This is a genomic window from Aeromicrobium sp. 636 (assembly GCF_024433585.1).
Lineage (GTDB): Bacteria > Actinomycetota > Actinomycetes > Propionibacteriales > Nocardioidaceae > Aeromicrobium > Aeromicrobium senzhongii.
The window spans coordinates 898,398-918,439 of record NZ_WNJU01000001.1; the positions used below are offsets into that span (position 1 = coordinate 898,398).

18 protein-coding genes, 1 tRNA gene and 1 other RNA gene are annotated in these 20,042 nt (G+C 70.8%); 6 read left to right on the forward strand and 14 right to left on the reverse strand.

Going from position 1 to position 20,042, the window contains the following annotated elements; all coding sequences use genetic code 11:
• Positions 1-35: 35 nt before the first annotated feature.
• Entirely contained in the window at positions 36-875 is an 840-nt protein-coding gene (locus GL325_RS04355) for an aldo/keto reductase (RefSeq protein WP_187768712.1), read from the reverse strand.
• Between the two features lie 83 nt (positions 876-958).
• Between GL325_RS04355 and GL325_RS04360 the strand changes: the two genes are divergently transcribed.
• Complete coding sequence (locus tag GL325_RS04360; RefSeq protein ID WP_187768713.1) at positions 959-2,614, forward strand: nuclease-related domain-containing DEAD/DEAH box helicase; 1,656 nt, start codon at positions 959-961, stop codon at positions 2,612-2,614.
• A 430-nt stretch (positions 2,615-3,044) separates the two neighbouring features.
• Here the strand turns inward: GL325_RS04360 and GL325_RS04365 are convergent, their stop codons facing one another.
• The 3 genes from GL325_RS04365 to GL325_RS04375 all read right to left on the reverse strand — a co-directional run bounded on the left by GL325_RS04365 (position 3,045) and on the right by GL325_RS04375 (position 6,169).
• Entirely contained in the window at positions 3,045-4,823 is a 1,779-nt protein-coding gene (locus GL325_RS04365; RefSeq protein WP_187768714.1) for a GMC family oxidoreductase N-terminal domain-containing protein, read from the reverse strand.
• Positions 4,816-5,712, reverse strand: a complete 897-nt coding sequence (locus tag GL325_RS04370) for a hypothetical protein (RefSeq protein ID WP_187768715.1) — start codon at positions 5,710-5,712, stop codon at positions 4,816-4,818. The genes GL325_RS04365 and GL325_RS04370 overlap by 8 nt, the downstream gene beginning before the upstream one ends.
• A gap of 139 nt (positions 5,713-5,851) precedes the next feature.
• Entirely contained in the window at positions 5,852-6,169 is a 318-nt protein-coding gene (locus tag GL325_RS04375; protein ID WP_187768716.1) for a hypothetical protein, read from the reverse strand.
• Between the two features lie 349 nt (positions 6,170-6,518).
• Here GL325_RS04375 and GL325_RS04380 point away from each other — a divergent pair, with 349 nt between their 5' ends.
• Positions 6,519-6,797: a hypothetical protein gene (locus tag GL325_RS04380; protein WP_187768717.1), complete on the forward strand. Its 279-nt coding sequence runs from the start codon at positions 6,519-6,521 to the stop codon at positions 6,795-6,797.
• Here the strand turns inward: GL325_RS04380 and rnpB are convergent.
• Positions 6,791-7,171, reverse strand: an RNA gene (rnpB, locus tag GL325_RS04385) — RNase P RNA component class A. The genes GL325_RS04380 and rnpB overlap by 7 nt on opposite strands.
• A 234-nt stretch (positions 7,172-7,405) precedes the next feature.
• On the opposite strand from rnpB, the gene GL325_RS04390 reads away from it, so the two are divergent.
• On the forward strand, positions 7,406-7,966 hold the full coding sequence (locus tag GL325_RS04390) for a TMEM165/GDT1 family protein (RefSeq protein ID WP_154595357.1): 561 nt from the start codon (positions 7,406-7,408) through the stop codon (positions 7,964-7,966).
• A gap of 15 nt (positions 7,967-7,981) precedes the next feature.
• Entirely contained in the window at positions 7,982-8,725 is a 744-nt protein-coding gene (locus GL325_RS04395) for a peroxide stress protein YaaA (protein WP_187768718.1), read from the forward strand.
• A 134-nt stretch (positions 8,726-8,859) separates the two neighbouring features.
• Here the strand turns inward: GL325_RS04395 and GL325_RS04400 are convergent, their stop codons facing one another.
• Genes GL325_RS04400 through GL325_RS04425 form a run of 6 tightly spaced genes read right to left on the reverse strand, consistent with a single transcriptional unit; the run spans position 8,860 to position 15,286 of the window.
• Positions 8,860-10,083 (reverse strand): bifunctional RNase H/acid phosphatase, encoded by a 1,224-nt coding sequence (locus GL325_RS04400; protein ID WP_255955558.1) that lies wholly within the window; start codon positions 10,081-10,083, stop codon positions 8,860-8,862.
• Positions 10,032-10,775, reverse strand: coding sequence for a zinc ribbon domain-containing protein (locus tag GL325_RS04405; protein ID WP_255467348.1), 744 nt, complete (start codon positions 10,773-10,775; stop codon positions 10,032-10,034). Before GL325_RS04405 ends, GL325_RS04400 begins: the two co-directional genes overlap by 52 nt.
• A gap of 10 nt (positions 10,776-10,785) precedes the next feature.
• Positions 10,786-11,910: a Nif3-like dinuclear metal center hexameric protein gene (locus GL325_RS04410; protein WP_187768719.1), complete on the reverse strand. Its 1,125-nt coding sequence runs from the start codon at positions 11,908-11,910 to the stop codon at positions 10,786-10,788.
• Positions 11,911-11,935: 25 nt separating this feature from the next.
• The gene (locus GL325_RS04415) at positions 11,936-12,796 is read right to left on the reverse strand and encodes a M23 family metallopeptidase (protein ID WP_187768720.1); all 861 of its coding nucleotides are present in this window, start codon (positions 12,794-12,796) and stop codon (positions 11,936-11,938) included.
• Positions 12,797-12,809: 13 nt separating this feature from the next.
• On the reverse strand, positions 12,810-14,915 hold the full coding sequence (locus GL325_RS04420; RefSeq protein WP_187768721.1) for an ATP-dependent DNA helicase RecQ: 2,106 nt from the start codon (positions 14,913-14,915) through the stop codon (positions 12,810-12,812).
• Positions 14,916-14,962: 47 nt separating this feature from the next.
• On the reverse strand, positions 14,963-15,286 hold the full coding sequence (locus tag GL325_RS04425) for a TfoX/Sxy family protein (protein ID WP_187768722.1): 324 nt from the start codon (positions 15,284-15,286) through the stop codon (positions 14,963-14,965).
• Between the two features lie 143 nt (positions 15,287-15,429).
• Here GL325_RS04425 and GL325_RS04430 point away from each other — a divergent pair, with 143 nt between their 5' ends.
• A complete protein-coding gene (locus GL325_RS04430; RefSeq protein WP_187768723.1) occupies positions 15,430-16,044 on the forward strand; it encodes an NAD(P)-dependent oxidoreductase in 615 nt (204 codons plus the stop codon).
• Between the two features lie 15 nt (positions 16,045-16,059).
• Here GL325_RS04430 and GL325_RS04435 read toward each other — a convergent pair.
• The 3 genes from GL325_RS04435 to GL325_RS04445 form a co-directional block, all read right to left on the reverse strand.
• A tRNA-Val gene (locus tag GL325_RS04435) sits at positions 16,060-16,133 on the reverse strand.
• 169 nt (positions 16,134-16,302) lie between these two features.
• Positions 16,303-16,770, reverse strand: a complete 468-nt coding sequence (locus tag GL325_RS04440) for a peroxiredoxin (RefSeq protein WP_154595364.1) — start codon at positions 16,768-16,770, stop codon at positions 16,303-16,305.
• 2 nt (positions 16,771-16,772) lie between these two features.
• Positions 16,773-17,159 carry a DUF3052 domain-containing protein gene (locus tag GL325_RS04445; RefSeq protein ID WP_187411821.1) on the reverse strand — a complete coding sequence of 129 codons (387 nt, stop codon included), beginning with the start codon at positions 17,157-17,159 and terminating at the stop codon, positions 16,773-16,775.
• Positions 17,160-17,276: 117 nt separating this feature from the next.
• Here GL325_RS04445 and aceE point away from each other — a divergent pair, with 117 nt between their 5' ends.
• Complete coding sequence (gene aceE / locus GL325_RS04450; protein WP_187768724.1) at positions 17,277-20,036, forward strand: pyruvate dehydrogenase (acetyl-transferring), homodimeric type; 2,760 nt, start codon at positions 17,277-17,279, stop codon at positions 20,034-20,036.
• Positions 20,037-20,042: the final 6 nt, after the last annotated feature.

The following is a 20,042-nucleotide window of genomic DNA, read 5'->3' on the forward strand; positions in this document are numbered from 1 at the left end:
TCGTGCCCGATCGAGGCGCGGCGCGCGCTGGGACCTCAGCCTTCGGGGACCCAGCTCATCTCGTCGGGGTCGGCGCCGATCCGGCGGCCGGCGTCCAAGGCCGAGATCGCGCCCATGTCGGCGTCGGAGAGCTCGAAGTCGAACAGGTCGAAGTTCTGCTTCAGCCGCTCGACCGACGAGGCCTTCGGGAACACGATGTCGCCGCGCTGCAGGTGCCAGCGCAGGACGACCTGCGAGACGCTGCGGCCGGTGCTGCGCGCGATGGCCTCCAGCGCCGCGTCGTCGAACACCTGGCCCTGGGCCAGCGGGGACCAGGCCTCGGTGGCGATGCCGAGCTCGCTGTTCACGGCGCGCAGCTCGTCCTGGGTGAAGTACGGGTGGATCTCGATCTGGTTGACCGCGGGGACGACCGTGGCCTCCTGGACGACGCGACGCAGGTGCGACGGCTGGAAGTTCGAGACGCCGATCGCGCGGGCCTTGCCGGCGGCGTAGGCCTCCTCCATGGCGCGCCACGTGTCGACGAAGTCGATGTCGATCATGGGCAGCGGCCAGTGGATGAGGAACAGGTCGACCCGCTCGAGGCCGAGCTTGTCCAGCGACTCGTCCAGCGCTGGTCCGACGCGCTCGGGATCGTGCCGGTTGTTGTTCAGCTTCGTCGTGACGAAGACCTCGTCACGCGCCAGCCCGGAGGCCGCGATCGCCGCGCCGACGCCTTCCTCGTTGCCGTACATCTGCGCGGTGTCGATGTGCCGGTAGCCGATGTCCAACGCCTCGGCCACGCGGTCCTGCGCCGTCTCCGGCGGCACCTGCCACGTGCCGTAGCCGAACTGGGGGATCTGGACGCCGTTGTTCAAGGTGAGAGTGGGAACCGTCATGCGGTCCACGCTAACGGGGGGTCGCCGGGCTCGCGTCCCGGGAACTTCCGGACAGCGACGCGGCGCCATGACATCGTGCCGTCATGCCTCGCTTGATCCCGTCCGCACCACAGTTCACGACCGCCTCCGAGCAGGAGGTCTGGACGCGGCTGCGGGACGGACTCGGCCCCGATGACGTCCTGATCGCCAACCTGCGGCTCACGGACGAGACGAAGGACCACGAGGCCGACCTGGTCGTGCTGATGCCGGACGTCGGGATCGTGGTCGTCGAGGTCAAGGGCGGGAGCGTGTGGCACGACGGCGACCGCTGGCTCATCAGCCGCAACGGACGTCCCACGGTCATCCACCCCGTCGACCAGGTGCGCGGCACCAAGTACGCCATCCGGAACTACGTGGGCCACGACGAGCGGTGGAGCCGGCGCAACCACGTCGCCTGGGGCCACGCGGTCGTCACCCCGTACTCCGCCTTCGATGACGAGTTCGACCTGCCCGAGTGTCCCCGCTGGATGCTGCACGACCGGGACGACCAGCACGACCTCGTGACGCGCCTGCGCGACAACGCGGCCCGGCAGCAGCACGGCAAGCTCCCGCCGACGGCGGACGAGGTGGACCTGATCGTCGAGATCCTGACCGGGCGCCTCACCACGAGGTACGACATCAACGCCGACTCCGACGAGCGCGCCGCCGCCGCGGACCGCCTCACGCAGGAGCAGTCCGCGATCCTCGGGGTCACCCGACTGCTGCACCGGGTCGAGGTGCGCGGCGGGGCCGGCAGCGGAAAGACGGTCCTGGCGCTGCAGCAGGCCAAGCAGCTGACCAAGGGCCGCAGCGGTCAGCGGCCCCAGCGCGTGGCGATGCTCTGCTACTCCCTGGGCCTGGCCGAGTACCTCAAGCGCGAGGTCCAGTCGTGGAACCGCAAGGAGCGGCCGGCGTTCGTGGGCACTTTCCACGAGTTCGGCAGGCAGTGGGGCGCCCCGGACGGCGACCGGACGGACAGCGACTTCTGGGAGCGCCGGCTGCCCGCGCTCATGTCGGACCTGGCCGACGACCTTCCCCAGAGCAAGAAGTACGACGCCGTCATCGTCGACGAGGCCCAGGACTTCGCCGACGACTGGTGGCAGCCCGTCCTGAAGTCCCTGCGCGACGAGAACGAGAGCGGCCTTTTCGTGTACTCCGACGAGAACCAGCGGATCTTCGCCCGCTTCGGCCGCCCGCCGGTGCACCTGGTCCCCCTCGTGCTCGACCACAACCTGCGCAACACGCGCCAGATCCACGAGACCTTCGGTCCCCTGGCCCCCTCGCGCATGTACGCCCGCGGTGGCGAGGGTCCGGGCGTGCGCTTCCTGCCCGCCGAGGCGGGCGACGCGCTGGCGGTCGCCGACGACGCGATCGACGCGCTCCTCGACGAGGGGTGGAAGGCGGGCAACGTCTGCCTGCTGACCACCGGAAGGCGCCACCCCATCCAGGTGGAGCGCACCGATTTCCACGACCAGAGCGGCTACTGGGAGACGTTCTTCGACGACGACGACGTCTTCTACGGGCACGTGCTGGGGTGCAAGGGCCTCGAGCGGCGTGCCGTCGTGCTGTGCGTCAACGAGTCGAGCGTCCAGGAGCGCTCCCGGGAGCGGCTGTACGTGGGGATGTCGCGCGCCACGGACGAGCTGATCGTGGTCGGCGATCCCGAGGTGATCCGGGACATGGGCGGCCTCGAGGTGGCCAAGCGCCTGGGCATCGAGTGAGGCGCGCCCCGGCGCTGGGCCGGGGCGCGAATGAGCCGGCCGGTAAGCCGGATTCTGTCCTGCCGAAGCAGGGGCGGCCATCCATCTGGGATGCCCATTGCTGGACACCTCGGTGCGACCTACCTGCCACGTCGGACGAGCAGCCCTGTGGCACGACCCCGCGAGGGGCCAACTTGGTCTTGCTCCCGGTGGGGTTTACCTAGCCACGGCGTTCGCCCACCTGCTGGCCGCCGTCGACCTCCTCGTCGGGCCGGTGACCGAGGTCGCCGTGGTCGGCGAGCGGCCCGACCTGGTCGGCGTCGTGCAGCAGGCGTCCCGCCCGCGGACCGTGCTGGCGTGGGGCGAGCCGAGGGCCGCGCCTACGTGTAGGAGGCGTTCGCCTGCCGCCAGTCGGTCACCGAGCCGGCGGCGCTGGCGGCCCAGCTCGAAATCAGGTGATCCCGGCGGCCACCACCGCCTGCGTGACCCGGTCGTCGGCCGAGCTCAGCGGGGCCTCCACGTTGACCCACGGGTCACCCCCGAAGTGACGGGTGAAGATCTTCTCCGCCGTGCGGGTGGCGAGAGCCTGGGTGGTCAGCGTCGGGTTCACGCCGCCGACGCTGTTGGGGAGCGCCGAGTTGTCGGCGATGAACAGGTTCCGCACCGCCCGGGCCTCGCCGTCGGCGTTCAGCACGGAGTCGGAGGCGCGGTGGCCCATCCGCATCGACGACTGCGTGTGCAGCATCAGCGGCGCCATGTCGATGCGGATGACCTTGCGGGCGCCGGCGGCCCGCATGATCTCCACCGCCTTGGCCGCCAACCACTCGCGGTTGCGCAGCGTCCGGGCCGAGCGGACCCGCTTGTACATGCGGGCCTTGGGCATCGGACCGTTGTGGTCGGGCGGCAGCGGCGAGCGGAGCACCCGGTTCTTCGCCTCGACGTCGTCGTCGGTGAGGATGAGCATGTTCAACAACTTGTTGTTGTCGCGCATGGTGTCCTTCAGCTCGAGCCCGAGGGGACGGCCGGTCTTCCCGTCCCACGGCCCCGTGACCCCACGGCCGTTGCCGTAGGCGCCGCGGACGCCGCTGTCGCTCAGCAGCATGCTGAGCACCTGGGTCGCCGGACCGAGGCCGACGTTCTCGATGGCCCCGCGGCCGGGGAAGTCGGCCCGGCACGCCGAGTCCTGGCCCTTGTCCTGGTCGGTGTCCTCGTCGAAGATCCCGGTCACCCAGTCGAGGGCGTGATCGGTGAGGCCCCGGCCCACCCAGCCGTTCGGGTTCGGCAGGCCGCTGTTCAACCACAGCCGGGGGTTCTCCACGACGCTGCCGGCCATGACCACGACCTTGGCGTCGGCCCGGGTGACCGCACCGGTCCTGGTGTCGCGCCAAGTGACGCCGACGGCCTGCGGGGCGCCGAGCAACGTCGTGCGCGTGTGGATCTTCGTCACGAACGCGTCGCTCACCAGCGTCACGGCGCGTCCGCCCGGCGCCCACCGGTCGGCGGTCAGGGCCATGGGCACGTAGCTGTTGTCGGTCGAGCGCTTGGCTTTGAGGTTGCGCGGTGCCTGCCTCGGCAGGTTGCAGCCCTGCAGGCAGCCCCCGCACATGGTGCAGCCCTGGGCCTGGGGGTACGTGAGCAGCGCCGGGTCGGTGGTGCGGCCGGCGGTGCCCGCGGGCTGCAGGATGGCGTTCTCCTGCGGGCGGTAGGAGTCGTGGGTGGTGTCGCGCTGACGGAGCACCGGTAGGCCGATCCGCTCGCACCCCCGGAAGAAGATCTCCTCCTTCGTACCCATCGGCGCCGTCAGGATCGGGAGGGTGTCCTCGACCCACTCCAGGTACGGCCGGAACTCCTCGTAGGTGAAGGGGAAGCGGTGCGCCGTGTCGTAGGCGCCGGCGTCGGGGCCGGCGTACCCGGCGAAGACGCCCGGTGGCGTCCGCGGGCTGTTGCCGAAGTAGTGCGCGGTCGTGCCGCCGACGCCGGCCACATGGAAGACCTGGGAGTTCTGCGGGTGGTCACGCTGCCACCACGGCATCTCCCGGTCGTCAGCGCCGAAGCGGAGGTAGCCCCAGAGCGGGTTGTTGGCGTCGTCCTCGAGGCGTGTCCACTTGGCTTCGATGTTCGCGTTGCGGCTCCCCCCTTCGAGGAGCAGGACGTCGAGCCCGCGCTGGGCGAGCTCCTTGGCGACGACGGGCCCGCCACCGCCCGCTCCGATCACGATGACGTCAGGCATCGACGCTCGACCTCCCCTGGTAGTAGCCCCGGAACTCGTCCCATCCGTCGACCGGCCACAGGCGGCCGGGCAGGTGGTTCGACAGGTCCCAGCCGATCGGCCGATCCACCAGCCGCCGGGCGGCACGGTCGTACACGAGCGTCTCGCTGTAACCGAAGAACCCGGCGAGCATCGGCGCCACGCCGGACGCGTACTCGATGATCCCGCCGAGCGTCTCGTTCAGCTCGAGGAGCCGACCCACGACCGGCGCCTCCATGGCGGGGTACCGCGGCTTGAGCAGCCGGGGGACGTCCTGCTCGAGTCGGCGCCACGTCTCGGCCTTCTCGGCCCAGCTGAGGCGGGCGAACGGCGCCGCGTGCGGGCCCGCTGCGCTCGACGGGCGGACCGAGACGGCCACGGCGTTGACCAGCGCCACGATGACCGGCGCCAGCGGGACGGCGCCCTCCTGCTCGATCGCCGAGCCGATCCGCTCGCAGGCGGCGACGTCGTCGGGCAGCTCGACCAGCTGGAAGAGGTCGGCGAGCCGGTCGAGCAGCAGCGTGATCGCCGTGGGGTCGAGCAGCACCTGGTTGAAGGCCATGGTGAGGAACTGCGGTGCGCCGGCGGCCACGGCTCCCGGGCGGGGATCGGTGACGCCCTGGGTCGCGGAGTAGGCGTCGTCACCCGGCAGCACCCAGGCGGCGAGCCCGGCCATCGTGTCGTAGGTCGGCCGGCTCATGCAGTACGTCGGCCCCGTCCCTCCCGGGGCGACGTGGTCGGCGAGGAGCGCGGCGTCGGCGGGCGCCACCCGCCAGAGCGACGACGGCGCCAGGCCTGCCACCACGGCGGCGCCGAGGCCGAGCAGCAGGCGCCTTCGTTCGAGCCCGTGCGACGAGAGCGGTTCTTCCACGGCGGTCCCCTACTCGGATCGACGGCTCATTCCTGGTGACGCTACCGAGTGCGGGCCAACGAAATCAACGGTTTTTTTCGGGAAATCAACGGTTTCGTCGGGTTCGTCGTCAACGTGCTGGTCCCGGGCGTAACAGCGTTCACTCGGCCTCCAGGTTGGCCCGCGCTCCCAGCAGGCGGGGCTCCTCGAGCGGCTCGTCGACAACGCACGGCGGGCCCAGCACGGCAAGCTCGTGCCGACGCAGGACGACGTGGACCTCATCGCCGAGATCCTGACCGGGCGCCTGCCCACCTCGTTCGACGTGAACGCCGCGGCCGACGAGCGCGCGGAGACAGCCGACCGGCTGACGCAGGAGCAGGCGACCATCCTCGGCGTCACGCGGTTGCTGACGCGCGTCGAGGTGCGCGGCGGTGCCGGAAGCGGCAAGACCGTCCTCGCCCTGCAGCAGGCCAAGCAACTGAGCAAGGGGCGCGGCGGCGTCAAGCCTCAGCGGGTGGCCGTCCTCTGCTACTTGCTCCGGACTGGCCGCCCACCTCGGTCGCGAGGTGCGGTCGTGGAACCGCAAGGAGCGGCCGGCGTTCGTCGGCACCTTCCACGACTTCGGTCGCCAGTGGGGCGCGCCGGACGGCGATCGCACCGACAGTGACTTCTGGGAGCGACGACCACAACCTGCGCAACACGCAGCAGATCCACGAGGCGTTCGGGCCGCTCGCGCCGTCGCGCATGTACTCCCGTGGCGGCGAGGGGCCGGCCGTCCGGTTCGTGGCCGCCTCGCCGGACGACGCCCTCGCGCCGCCGATGACTCCGTGGACGCCCTGCTGGACGAGGGCCGGAATCCCGACCACGTCTGCCTGCTCACCACCGGTCGACGCCACCCGGTGCAGGTCGCGCGCACCGACTACCACGACCAGGCGGGCTACTGGTCGACGTTCTTCGACGAGGACGACGTCTTCTACGGTCACGTGCTCGGCGCCAAGGGGCTCGAGCGCCGCGCCGTCGTGCTGTGCGTCAACGAGGACAGCGCCCAGGACCGTTCGCGCGAGCGATGTAGGTGCCCGGGCCCGGGAAACCGAGGGTGCGAATGAGTCGGCCTATAAGCCGGATTCTGTCCTGCCGGAGCAGGGACGGCCATCCATCTGGGATGCCCATTGCTGGACACCTCGGTGCGACCTACCTGCCACGTCGGACGAGCAGCCCTGTGGCACGGCCCCGCGAACGGGGCTCACTTGGTCTTGCTCCCGGTGGGGTTTACCTAGCCACGACGGTCACCCGCCGTGCTGGTGAGCTCTTACCTCACCGTTTCACCCTTACCCGCACCACCCGGAGGTGGCCGCTGGCGGTCTGTTCTCTGTGGCACTGTCCCGCACGTCGCCGTGGGTGGTTGTTAACCACCACCGTGCTCTGTGGAGTCCGGACTTTCCTCGACGCCCGAAGACGCCGCGACCGCCCGGCCGACTCATTCGCGTCCCCATCCTATGCCGAGACACCGCCGTGCCCCCCGGCCCGGTACGCTGGAGTCATCGAAAGGGAGTAGTCCCCAATCGCTGTGTCGACACACTGAGGCCTCGGCCTCCGGTACAGCGGGCCAGAGAAATCTGGCGGACGAGACTTTCGACCGGATTCGTGTACACGAGCCCGGTCGAGGCTCGTCGCGAACATGGCTCCTCGTCCGGGTGGACGAGGAGCTTTTCTGATGGAAGCCGTCTTCATCGCGGCAGCACTGGTGTTCGTCGCCGAGCTCGGCGACAAGAGCCAGCTCATGGCGATGACCTTCGCGACGCGCTACCGCGCCCGCACGGTCGTGCTCGGCATGGGCATCGCCTGCGCGATCATCAACCTGGCCTCGGCGCTGGCGGGTGAGGCGCTGGGCAACTTCATCCCCGAACAGGTGCTGCAGGTCGTGGCCGGCGTGGTCTTCCTCGTCTTCGCGGCCATCACCGCCTGGTCGCTGTTCGGCGATGAGCACGAGGACGAGCCCGACGTCGTCCCGCACAGTGGTCGGGCCTTGGTCACCGTGGGGCTGGCGTTCGCCTTGGCCGAGTTGGGCGACAAGACGATGTTCGCGACGATGACCCTCGCGACGCAGTACTCGTGGGTCTGGGTCTGGGTTGGCAGCACGCTCGGCATGCTCGTCTCGATCACCCTGGCCGTCGTGCTGGGCAAGCAGATCCTCAAGGTCCTGCCGGTGCGCGCCGTGCACGCCGTTGCCGCGCTGCTGTTCGCGGCCCTCGGCATCTGGATGCTCGTGGGCTGACATAGGGTCTCCGACGTGCTGATCGTCCTCCCCCCGTCCGAAGGCAAGACCCGGCCGCAGACCGGTCCTCCGCTGGATCTCGCCTCGCTCTCGTCGCCCCGGCTGACACGCACCCGCGAGCAGTTGCTGAACGCCCTCGTGCGGCTCAGCTCGACCAAGCGTGCCGCCGAGATCCTCGGCTTGGGGCCCCAGCAGGCCGACGACATCGTCCGCAACGCGCGGCTGCGCGAGGAGCCGACCGCCCCGGCCATCGAGGTCTACACCGGTGTCCTCTACGGCGAGCTGGGCTGGGCGGACCTCGACGAGACCGCCCGGGAGCGCGGCCGGGCCAGCGTGGCCGTCGCGTCGGCGTTGTTCGGTCTCGTGCGCCCGCACGACCTCATTCCGGCCTACCGGATGAGCGGATCGGTGAGCCTGCCCCGCCTCGGGACCGTCGCCTCACGCTGGAAGCCGGTCCTGCCCGCTGCCCTGATCGACCTCGCCGACGGCGACCTGGTGCTGGACCTGCGGTCGGGCACGTACGTCGCGCTCGGCCAGGCGCCCGCCGGCTCGGTGACGATGCGCGTGCTGACCGAGGCGAACGGCAAGCGGTCGATCGTCAGCCACAGCAACAAGGCCACGAAGGGGCGCATCGTGCGCCAGCTGCTCGCCGAGGGCGTCGAGGCGAAGGACGCGGGCTCGCTCGCCGACGCCCTGCGCGATCTCGGCTGGTCGGTGGAGTCCTCGGGACCGGCCCGCCTGGACGTCGTCCTGCGCTGAGGCGCGCGACCCGACTCCTCGTCCGCCGCGCCCACCCCCCCAACTTTTGGAATCGGATCCACGTCAAACGGTCCGGTTGAGGTGGATCCAGTTCCAAATGTGGGGTGGGGTGGGGTGAGGTGAGCTCTCGCCGCTCAGGGAGCGACGGAGAAGTTCCGCAGGCTCGGCGTCCCGTCGGGCCACCACGCGATCGTCGTGATCGAGGCCGGCGACAGCTCCATGCGATGGATGACGTTCATGTCGGCGCCGAGCGCCAGCCGCACCATCAGCTTGATCGGCGTCACGTGGCTGACCACGACCACCGTGCGACCCCCGTGGGTCTGCAGCAGCCGGTCGCGGGCGGCCTCGACGCGTCGGGCCACGGCGTCGAACGACTCGCCACCGGGCGGCGGGACGGCCGTCGACGACAGCCACGCGTCGAGCTCGGCGGGCCAGCGCTTCATGATCTCGGCGAACGAGGAGCCGTCCCACTCGCCGAAGCCGGCCTCGGCGAAGCCCTCCTCGATCCCGACGGGCAGCCGCAGCCGCTCGGCGACCGCGGCCGCCGTCTGACGCGTGCGCAGCAGCGGTGAGGCGACGATCGCGTCGGCACCGCCGTGGTCGGCGATCCAGTCGGCCGCACGACGCGCCTGCTGGACCCCCTCGTCCACCAGTGGCGGGTCCTCGCCGCCCGAGCCGCTGAACAGCTTGCGCTGGGTGTGGGCCGTCACGCCGTGCCGCAGCAGGATGACGGTGGTCGGGTCGCCGTGCATCGAGCCACGCCAGCCCAGCAGGGGGTTCTTGCCCTGCGCCCGCACCGGCGCGTCGGCGCGCGGCTCGGTGAACAGGGACGGCGGCTCCGGCGGCTCGTCGGCCAGCTGCACCGGACCGGTCGAGACGAACGAGGAGACCAGACCGGGGCGGCCGGCCTTCTCGGCGTCGAGCGCGGCATTGGCCAAGGCGTCGGCCCGGGCGTTCTGGGCGCGCGGCACCCAGGTCCAGGTGACCGGCCCGAGATCGCGCACGATCTCCTGGGCCCGCATCGCCAGCGGCTTCATGTCCGGGTGCTTGATCTTCCAGCGACCGGCCATCTGCTCGATGACCAGCTTGGAGTCCATGCGCATCTCGAGCGGCTCGCCCGGGGCATGCTCACGGGCCAGCTCGAGGGCGGCGATCAGGCCGCGGTACTCGGCGACGTTGTTCGTGGCACGCCCGATCGTCTCGCCGCGGTCGGCCACCAGCACGCCGTCGCGCAACAGCGCGGCGCCGTACGAGGCAGGACCGGGGTTGCCGCGAGATCCTCCGTCAGCCTCGGCGGTCCAGCCCATCAGACGCCGGACTCGGGCGTGCGCACCAGGATGCGGCTGCACTCCGGGCACCGCAGGACCGTGTCAGCGGGCTCGGCGGCGAGCTCGCGCAGGTCGGCCCCATTGATCTCGATGTGGCAGCCGGTGCAGCGGCGCGCGCGCAGCTCGGCCGCACCCAGCCCGCTGTGGCTCCCCGCGACCTTCTCGTAGAGCGCCAGCAGGTCGGCGGGCACCCGCGGCAGCACGAGCTTGCGCGCCGCGACGAGCTGAGCGGCCTCGGCGTCGAACGTGGCGACCTTCTCGTCGCGCGCGGCAACGAGGACCTCACGGGCGGCGTTCTCCTGTGCGAGCGCGGCCTCGGCCTCGGCCAGCTCGGCCTGGGCGGCCTCGAGCTGCTCCATGACCTCGAGTTCCTCGTCCTCGAGCGTGGCGATGCGCCGCGCGAGGGCCTCGAGCTCGCTCTGGAGGCTGGACAGGTCCTTGGGGTTCGTGATGGCGCCGGACGAGAGCCGGTCCTCGTCGCGCGTGCGACGGGTCTTGACCAGCTCGACCTCGGTATCGGCCTTCGCCGCGGCGCGAGCAAGGTCCGACACGCGGGTCTGGACCTCGATGCGGCGGGCGTCGAGCTCGCGGATCCGGCCGTCGGCCGCGGCGATCTCGGCGTGCTCGGGCAGGGACTTGCGACGGTGGGTCAACTGCGCCAGCGCCGAGTCCTTCCCCTGCAGGTCCAACAGTGCCTGCTGGGCGACCGGTTCAGCCTTCACGTACGACTCCTCACGACAGCGTCCGGCTCCACGGATCGGTGACGATCGTGGAGACGTGGGTCTTCACCGTATCGCCCAAGGCCTCACGGACCGCCGCCGCCACGGTCGGCAGCCAGGTCCACTCGGCGGCCCAGTGCGGCACGTCGACGACGGCGCAGGCGCCCGACCGCTCGAGGTGCTCGCTGACCGGATGGTGGCGCAGGTCGGAGGTGACGTAGACATCGGCTCCGGCAGCGTCGGCGGTGCCCAGCAGGAAGTCGCCCGATCCCCCGCACAGCGCGACGATCTCGACGGTCCGGTCGAGGTCGCCGGCGATGCGGGTGGCGCCGGCGTGCGACGGCAGCGCCGATCGGACGTGCTCCGCGAACGCGCTCAGGGTCATGGGCTCGACGAGACGACCGATGCGTCCCGACCCGCGGTCGCTGGGCCGGGCGGCGAGCGGCCACAGGTCGTACGCCACCTCCTCGTAGGGGTGGGCGTGCAGCATCGCCGCGCGCACGCTCTCGCGGATCCGAGCGGCGGCGACGACCTCGATGCGCGTCTCGTCGACCCACTCGACGTCACCGACGGACCCGATCGCCGGCTGGGCGCCGTCGAGCGGGCGGAACGAGCCGCGACCGTCGCTGCGGAACTGGGCCCGGTCGTAGTCGCCCATCCGGCCCGCGCCGGCGTCGTGCATCGCGGCGACCACCCGGTCGGCGTCGTCGCGCGGGACGTAGACGACCCACTTGTCCAACGGTGACTCGAGATCGGTCTCGAGCGGGCGCAGGTCGGTCAGGCCCAGGGCGAGGCCCATCGACTCACTGACGCCGCGCGGGGCGGAGTCGGCGTTCGTGTGGCAGGTGTGCAGACCGATGCCGTGCGAGATCAAGGTGTGCACGACGCGGCCCTTCGGTGTCGTCGCCGCGACGGACGTGACGCCCTTGAGGTGGAGCGGGTGGTGCGTCACCACGAGCTGGGCGCCGCGCTCGACGGCCTCGTCGACGACGGCCTGCACGGGGTCGACAGCGAACAGGATCGAGGTGACCTCGGCGTCGGGGTCACCGGCGACCGTGCCGACGGCATCCCAGTCGTCGGCCCATCGGGGGTCGTAGAGGCCGTCCAGGACGGCGATCACGTCACGCAGCGCAGGCATGGGATGAGTCTGTCACGCGGGATGCTCAGGCCTCGAAGACCTGGAAGTTGGCCGGCAGGCCCGGCTCGATGTCGGTGGCCGGCGGCTTCTTGTCCCACCCACGGTCGACCGCGCCCACCGGCTGGTCCAGGTCGTGGAACCGCACCGGGAGCCCGGCCGCGCGCAGCGGCTGCGGCCGATCCATGAGCTGGAAGTGCAGGTGCGGCTCCGAGCTGTTGCCGGAGTTGCCCACCTGACCGACGAGGTCGCCGGCGGCCACCCGGTCCCCCACCGCGACGGCCACGGTCCCCCGGCGGACGTGGGCATAGAGCGAGTGCACGCCGTCGCCGTGATCGACCACCACGTGGTTGCCGATGACAGCACCCGGACCACCGAGGTCGCGGAAGCCGTCGATCACCATCATGTACGCGAACGCGAGCCACGAGGTGCGCGAGAGGTGGTCACGCCGACCGTCCAGCACCCGGACGACCGTGCCGTCGGCGACGGCCAGGATCGGCTCGCCGAACGAGCTGAACCGGTCGGGACGCTCGAAGCCGCCGAGCAGCGGGTACGACGGTTTCGTGCCTTCGGGTCGGGGATGGATGATGTCGACGGCGTGCGACTGCCCGTAGGCGCGGACGCCGTGGCTGGGCACGGCACTCGCGGGGCTGTGCACGACGGTCCACCGGCCTCGCACCGGACTGGCGACGTGCACCGGGTCGCAACCGTCCTGATGGGGCGGCCGCACGAGCGCCAACGCGAAGAACAGCAGGGTGAACGGTCCCGCGACGGCGTAGGGCACCGGCGGCAGCAACCCCGACACCACCGCCGCCAGGAACCCCCAGGCCCAGACCGGGAACAGACCGCTGACCGCTCGGCGCCACCGGCCGGAGTCGCGGCTCGACATCCGCGACACGCGGTCAGCCGACACTGGCCAGCGCGAAGGGCAGGACGCCGGGCGCGCCGGCTCGTCGCAGCTCGCGGGCCGCGACGGTGATCGTCCACCGGCTGTCGACCAGATCGTCGACCAGCAGAACCGGCCCGTTCAGACCAGCCAACGCGGCAGCCAGCTCGGGACCGACCGAGAACCGTCCCCACACCGAGGCGAGACGGAAGGCGCTGTTGCCGCCGGTCTCGGCGCGCGGGATGTGCGGGTCGAGGTCGAGCGTGCCGAGCAGCGGCATCCGGCCCAGTCGCGAGATCGTCTCGGCCGTGGAGCGCACCAGGGTCGGTCGCGTGACCGAGGGCATCGCCACGACCGCGACGGGTCGCTGGTCCCACGGCCAGTCCCGCAGCGCGCGCACGACGGCGCCGACCAACGGCTCGGGGATCTCGCGGTCGGGCGCCCCTGCGGCGAACAGCTCACGCAACGTGCCGCCCCAGCCCAAGTCGGTCAGTCGGGCGACCACGCGCCCGGTCTCGGCGCGCTCGTCCGGCGCGATCCGGCCCTTGACGTCGACCCCGCGGCGATCGGCACCCGTGGGCCACTGGCCCCGGGGCTCGATCGGCACGCCGACCCGGTCGAGTGCCTCGGTGGCACGGCCGACGGTGGCCTCGGGGACGTCCGTCGGATAGAACGGCGCCGCGCACACGTCGCACCGACCGCAGGGCGCGGCCGAGGGGTCGTCGAGGTCCTGCTGCAGCAATTGCATCCGGCACGTCTCACCCCGCTCGTACGTCAGCATCGCCTGCTGCTCGTGCTCACGGGCCGCCGCGATCCGCTCGTACCGCTCGGCGTCGTACGTCCAGGGCTGGCCGGTGGCGACCCATCCCCCACGGACCTTGCGGACGGCGCCGTCGACGTCGAGCACCTTGAGCAGCAACTCCAACTGGGTGCGCTTGACGTCGACGAGCGCCTCGAGCGCGGGTGTCGAGATCGGCTCGGAGCCCAGCTGGTCGATGACGCGAGCCGCGCGCTCGGGATCGGGCATCGACGCCGTGGCGAAGTACCGCCAGATGTCGCGATCCTCGGGCCCGGGCAGCAGCAGCACGTCGGCGCGCTCGGTGGCGCGGCCGGCACGGCCCACCTGTTGGTAATAGGCCACGGGCGACGAGGGCGCGCCGAGGTGGATCACGAACCCCAGGTCGGGCTTGTCGAAGCCCATCCCCAGGGCGCTCGTGGCGACGAGCGCCTTGACCCGGTTCTCCTTCAGCGCCTGCTCCAGCTCCTCGCGCTCGGAGGGGTCCGTGCGGCCGGTGTACGCCCGCACCTCGAAGCCCGCCTCGCGCAGCAGCCGGGCGGTGTCCTCGGCCGCCGAGACGGTGAGCGCGTAGATGATCCCACTGCCGTCGAGGTCGCCCAGGTGGGCGACGAGCCAGCCCAGCCGCTGCTTGGCGGTGGGCAGCGTCAGGCAGCCCAGCCGCAGCGAGTCACGTGCCAGCGAGCCGCGCAGGGTCAGGACGTCGCCGCCGAGCTGCTCGGCCACGTCGGCCACGACGCGGGCGTTGGCCGTGGCGGTGGTCGCCAGGACCGGCACGTGCGGCCCCAGCGACTCGATGACGTGGGCCAGCCGGCGGTAGTCGGGCCGGAAGTCGTGGCCCCAGTCGGAGATGCAGTGCGCCTCGTCGACGACGAGCAGGCCCATCTGCTCGAGCAGTCGCGGCAGCTGCCGCTCGCGGAACGTCGGGTTGTTCAGCCGCTCGGGCGAGACCAGCAGCACGTCGATCGTGTCGGCCGCCAATCGCGCCTCGATGTCGTCCCACTCCTCGACCGTGGCCGAGTTGATCGCGGCGGCCCGCACCCCGGCCCGCTCGGCGGCGGCGACCTGGTCGCGCATCAGCGCCAGCAACGGGGAGACCAGGACCGTCGGTCCGGCACCGCGGGCGCGCAGCAGAGCGGTGGCCACGAAGTACACCGCCGACTTGCCCCAGCCGGTGCGCTGGACGACCAGCGCGCGGCGCTGCTCGTCGACCAGGGCCGAGATCGCCTCGAGCTGGCCCTCGTGAAACTGCGCGTCGGGTCGCCCGGTCAGCGCACGGAGTCGTTCGAGGGCGGCATCGGCGGTGGCGGTGGCGATCGACGTCATGCCCCGATCGTGTCAGGCGGCTCCGACAGCCGGGCGCACTCGCTGCATCAGCCGGGTCGCGCGGCCAGCCCGACGTCGATCCAGAACCGCAGATCGGCGTCCTCGCCGAGGCCGATGGGGTCGACCTGCAACCACCTCTCCCCCATCTCACGACCGTTCCTCATCGCGGCGGGGCGCGCACCCGGTCGCGCCGTCAGCTCGTCCCGGCGGCCCGGATCGATGCGCACCAGCAGGCCCCCCTCGCCACCGGCCGAGACCGCGAGCGCGCCGTCGACCATGAAGGACAGGCCGCCGAACATCGAGACCTCGCGAGTCCGCCGGCCGGCGAGCGCGCGACGGATGCGGCGCACGAGCACCTCCTGCGGCGACATCTCCCCAGCCTACAAAGGTGGGGACGAAGGACTCGAGCCCTCGACCTCCCGCCATGGCCGTGCCACAGGAGCTCTGCCGCAACCCGGGGCCAGCACTGGCCGTGCTCGCGGCCTAGCCTGAACGCATCGCGAGAAGGAGCACCATGAAGATCACCATCATCGGCGGTTCGCAGGGCACAGGTGCCGAGCTGGCCCGGCTCGCCTCGGCAGCAGGTCACGAGGTGACCGTCCTGTCACGCAGCGGTTCAGCGCCCGCCGGCGCCCGCTCGATCACCGGCAGCGCCACTGATCCGGCCAGCGCCGCTGCTGCGGTGAGCGGCGCCGACGCCGTCGTCGTCACCGTCGGTGGTGCCAAGGGGGTTCGCCACCAACGAGCGGCTGTCACCGCCGAGATCGTCACCGCGATGGAGCAGGCCGGAGTACGGCGCCTGGTGGTCCAGTCGTCGCTCGGCGCCGGCGATTCCGCCCGCCAGCTGCCCGGCGTGCTGCGCTGGATCACCCCGCTCCTGCTCGCCAGCCCTCTGGCTGACCACAACGCCCAGGAGGCGGCCGTCATGAGCTCGGGCCTGGACTGGACGATCGTGCGGCCGACCGGCCTCACCCGCAAGCCCTCCACCGGCGCATGGACCGCTCTCGAGGTCGGCCAGCCGGGAACCCTGCGCGGCACGATCACGCGCGCCGATCTGGCGGCCTATCTGCTCCAGGTCGTGCAGGACCCGTCGACCATCGGTGCCGCCATCGGGATCAGCAACAGCTGATCGTGGCGCAGAAGGTGGGCGAAGAGGGGCTCGAACCCCCGACCTTCCGGGTGTAAACCGGATGCTCTGACCAACTGAGCTATTCGCCCGAACGCAGGTGAACGTTAGCGCACCGGGTGTCTGACGAGACCCCGGAGACAGAAAGGCCGCGCCGCCGGGGTCTCGGGTCCCCGGCGGCGCGGTAGCACCATCAAACCAGATTCATATGGTCAATGTGAGTTATTCGCGCCCGATCTGGCCTGAAAAATTGCTGTGTTGTCAGGGAAGTGACTCAAGTGCCTCACGGTACGCCGCGAGGTCGCGCGCTTCACCCAGACCGTTCTCGACCTTCCAGCGCACGATGCCCTCGCGGTCGATCACGTAGGTTCCGCGTGCCGCCGCGCCGGGGCCCTCCTGGAAGATCCCGTACGCCTTGGCGACCTCGCCGTGGGGCCAGAAGTCGCTCAGCATGCTGAACTCGTAGCCGTCCTGGTCGGCCCAGGCGCGCAACGAGAACATCGGATCGCACGAGATCGCCAGGACCTCGGCGTCGGCGTCGTTGAAGACCGCCAGGTTGTCGCGGATCTCGCACAGCTCGCCGGTGCAGATGCCGCTGAAGGCGAACGGGTAGAAGACGACGACCACGTTGCGCCCGCGCAGACCCGAGAGCGAGACGTCCTGGCCGTGCTGGTTCTTGAGAGTGAAGTCCGGCGCCTCGGCGCCGACCTCGACCAGGGATCCGGTCATGGTCACCGCTTGTGCGTGGACAGCTTGGTGGCGACCCAGTTCGGGCCCACGGCCGACGTGGTCGTGATCGAGAGGCCCGCGATCGGGGCAGCCTCGCCGATGTCGGCGCCGGAGACGTGACCGTCCAGCCCGACCTTCGGGGTCAAGAGCCACACGGAGCCGCCCTCCGCGACGTCCTGCGTCGCGTCGACCAGCGCATCGGTCAGGTCACCATCGTCCTCACGCCACCACAGGATCACTCCGTCGACGACCTCGCCGACGTCACCGTCGACCAGTTCGCTTCCGGTGTGTGACTCGACCGCCGAGCGAAGCTCGTCGTCGACGTCCTCGTCCCAGCCGAGCTCCTGGATGACGGAGTCAGGTTCGAAGCCCAGCTTCGCCGCGTCCACCGCACCTCCTTCTCCCCTGCTTCTCGACAGGGTGTATCGGTTGCTTGCCGGACTCACACTAGCGAACTCCGGGTGGTTTGATGGAAGGGTCCATCCCGACACCCCAGGGAGTGCAACATGGCCCCATCCGGCCCCGACCGTCCGATCATCCACGGAGGCATGCCAACACAGCTGCCCGACGTGGATTCCGAAGAGACGCAGGACTGGCTCCGCTCACTCGACCAGATGGTCGACGAGCGCGGCCGGGACCGCGCCCGCTACGTGATGTTGCGGATGCTCGAGCGTGCCCGTGAGCGCGCCGTGGGCATGCCCGCACTGCGCAGCACCGACTTCATCAACACCATCCCCCCCGAGCGCGAGCCCGACTTCCCCGGCGACGAGGAGATCGAGCGGCGCATCCGCTCCTACATCCGCTGGAACGCCGCGGTCATGGTCTCGCGCGCGAACCGGCCCGGACTGGGCGTCGGCGGACACATCGCCACCTACCAGTCGGCGGCGAGCCTCTACGAGGTCGGCTTCAACCACTTCTTCCGCGGCAAGGACCACCCCGGCGGTGGCGACCAGATCTTCTACCAGGGTCACGCCGCCCCGGGCATCTACGCCCGCTCGTTCCTCGAGGGACGCTTCGACGAGGACCGCCTGAACAACTTCCGCCAGGAGCACTCGCAGGGCGCCGGCAAGGGCCTGCCCTCGTACCCGCACCCGCGGCTGATGAGCGACTACTGGGAGTTCCCGACGGTCTCGATGGGACTCGCGGCGATCAACTCGATCTACCAGGCCCGGTTCAACCGGTACCTGCAGCACCGCGGCATCAAGGACACCAGCGAGCAGCACGTCTGGACGTTCCTGGGCGACGGCGAGATGGGCGAGCCCGAGTCGCTCGGCGCGATCAGCGTCGCCGGCCGCGAGCAGCTCGACAACCTCACGTTCGTCGTGAACTGCAACCTGCAGCAGCTCGACGGCCCGGTGCGCGGCAACGGCAAGATCATCCAGGAGCTGGAGTCGATCTTCCTCGGCGCGGGCTGGAACGTCATCAAGGTCGTGTGGGGCCGCGAGTGGGACGACCTGCTCGCCCGTGACACGACCGGCGCGCTGGTCAACCAGATGAACCGCGTCCCCGACGGCGAGTTCCAGAACCTGTCGATCGCCGATGGCGCGTACAACCGCGAGCACTTCTTCGGCCCCGACCCCGAGCTGCGCAAGATCGTCGAGCACCTCTCGGACGAGCAGATCGAGAAGCTGCCGCGTGGTGGTCACGACTACCGCAAGGTCTACGCGGCGTTCGACTCGGCGCTCAAGCACAAGGGCCAGCCGACCGTGATCCTGGCGCACACCGTCAAGGGCTGGCTCCTCGAGTCGCTCATGGCGCGCAACGCGACGCACCAGATGAAGAAGCTGACGACGGACGACCTGAAGAACTTCCGCGATCGGCTGCACATCCCGATCACGGACGAGCAGATCGAGTCGCCCGACGGTGCGCCGTACTACCACCCCGGCAAGGACCACGAGCACATCACGTACATGCTCGAGCGCCGTCGCCAGCTCGGCGGCCCGTTGCCGTCGCGCATCGTCAAGGCGAAGCCGCCGGTCCTGCCGGCGCAGGACGCCTACGACGACCTGCGCAAGGGCTCGGGCAAGCAGCAGATCGCCACGACCATGGCGTTCGTGCGGCTGCTGCGCGAGCTGATGAAGGACAAGAACATCGGCTCGCGCATCGTGCCGATCGCCCCGGACGAGTACCGCACGTTCGGCATGGACTCGATGTTCCCCTCGGCCAAGATCTACAGCCCGCACGGGCAGATGTACGAGTCGGTCGACCGCAAGCTGCTGCTGGCCTACAAGGAGAGCCAGCAGGGCCAGCTGCTGCACGAGGGCATCAGCGAGGCCGGCGCCATGGCGTCGGCGACCGCGGCGGGCAGCGCCTACGCCACGCACGGCGAGCACATGATCCCGGTGTACCTCTTCTACTCGATGTTCGGGTTCCAGCGCACCGGCGACTCGATCTGGGCGATGGCCGACCAGATGGCCCGCGGCTTCCTGATCGGCGCCACGGCCGGTCGCACGACCCTCACGGGCGAAGGGCTGCAGCACGCGGACGGCCACTCTCCCCTGCTGGCGCGCACGAACCCGGCCGTCGTCCACTACGACCCGGCGTTCTCGTTCGAGATCGCGCACATCGTGCAGGACGGCATGCGCCGCATGTACGGCGACGAGCCCAACCCGCAGGGCGGCACGGGCGAGAACGTCATCTACTACATGACGGTCTACAACGAGCCGCTGAACCAGCCCGCCGAGCCCGAGGGCGTCGACGTCGACGGGATCCTCAAGGGCGCCTACCGGTACGCCGCCTCGCCCATCGAGGACGACGCACCGACGCGGATCCTCGCGTCCGGTGTCTCGGTGCCGTGGGCACTTCAGGCGCAGCAGATGCTCGCCGAGGAGCACGGCGTGGCGGCCGAGGTCTGGTCCGTCACCTCGTGGAACGAGCTCGCTCGCGAGGCCGAGGAGGTCGAGCGCTGGAACTTCAACCACCTCGACCAGGAGCCGAAGACGCCGTGGATCACCACGAAGCTCCAGGACGGTGGTCCGACGGTCGCGGTGAGCGACTACATGCGGGCCGTGCCCGACCAGATCGCTCGTTGGGTCCCCGGCGCGTGGATGTCCCTGGGCGCCGACGGGTTCGGCTTCGCCGACACCCGCGCGGGCGCACGGCGCTACTTCCAGATCGACGCCGAGTCGATCGTCGTGGCGGTGCTGGCGTCGCTGGGCCGTGAGGGTCGCGTGGACCTGAAGGTCGCTCGCGAGGCGTTCGAGTCCCTGCGGATCGACGATCCGACCGCCGCCAGCGGCGGGAACCAGGACGGCGGCGGGGCCTGAGTTCGG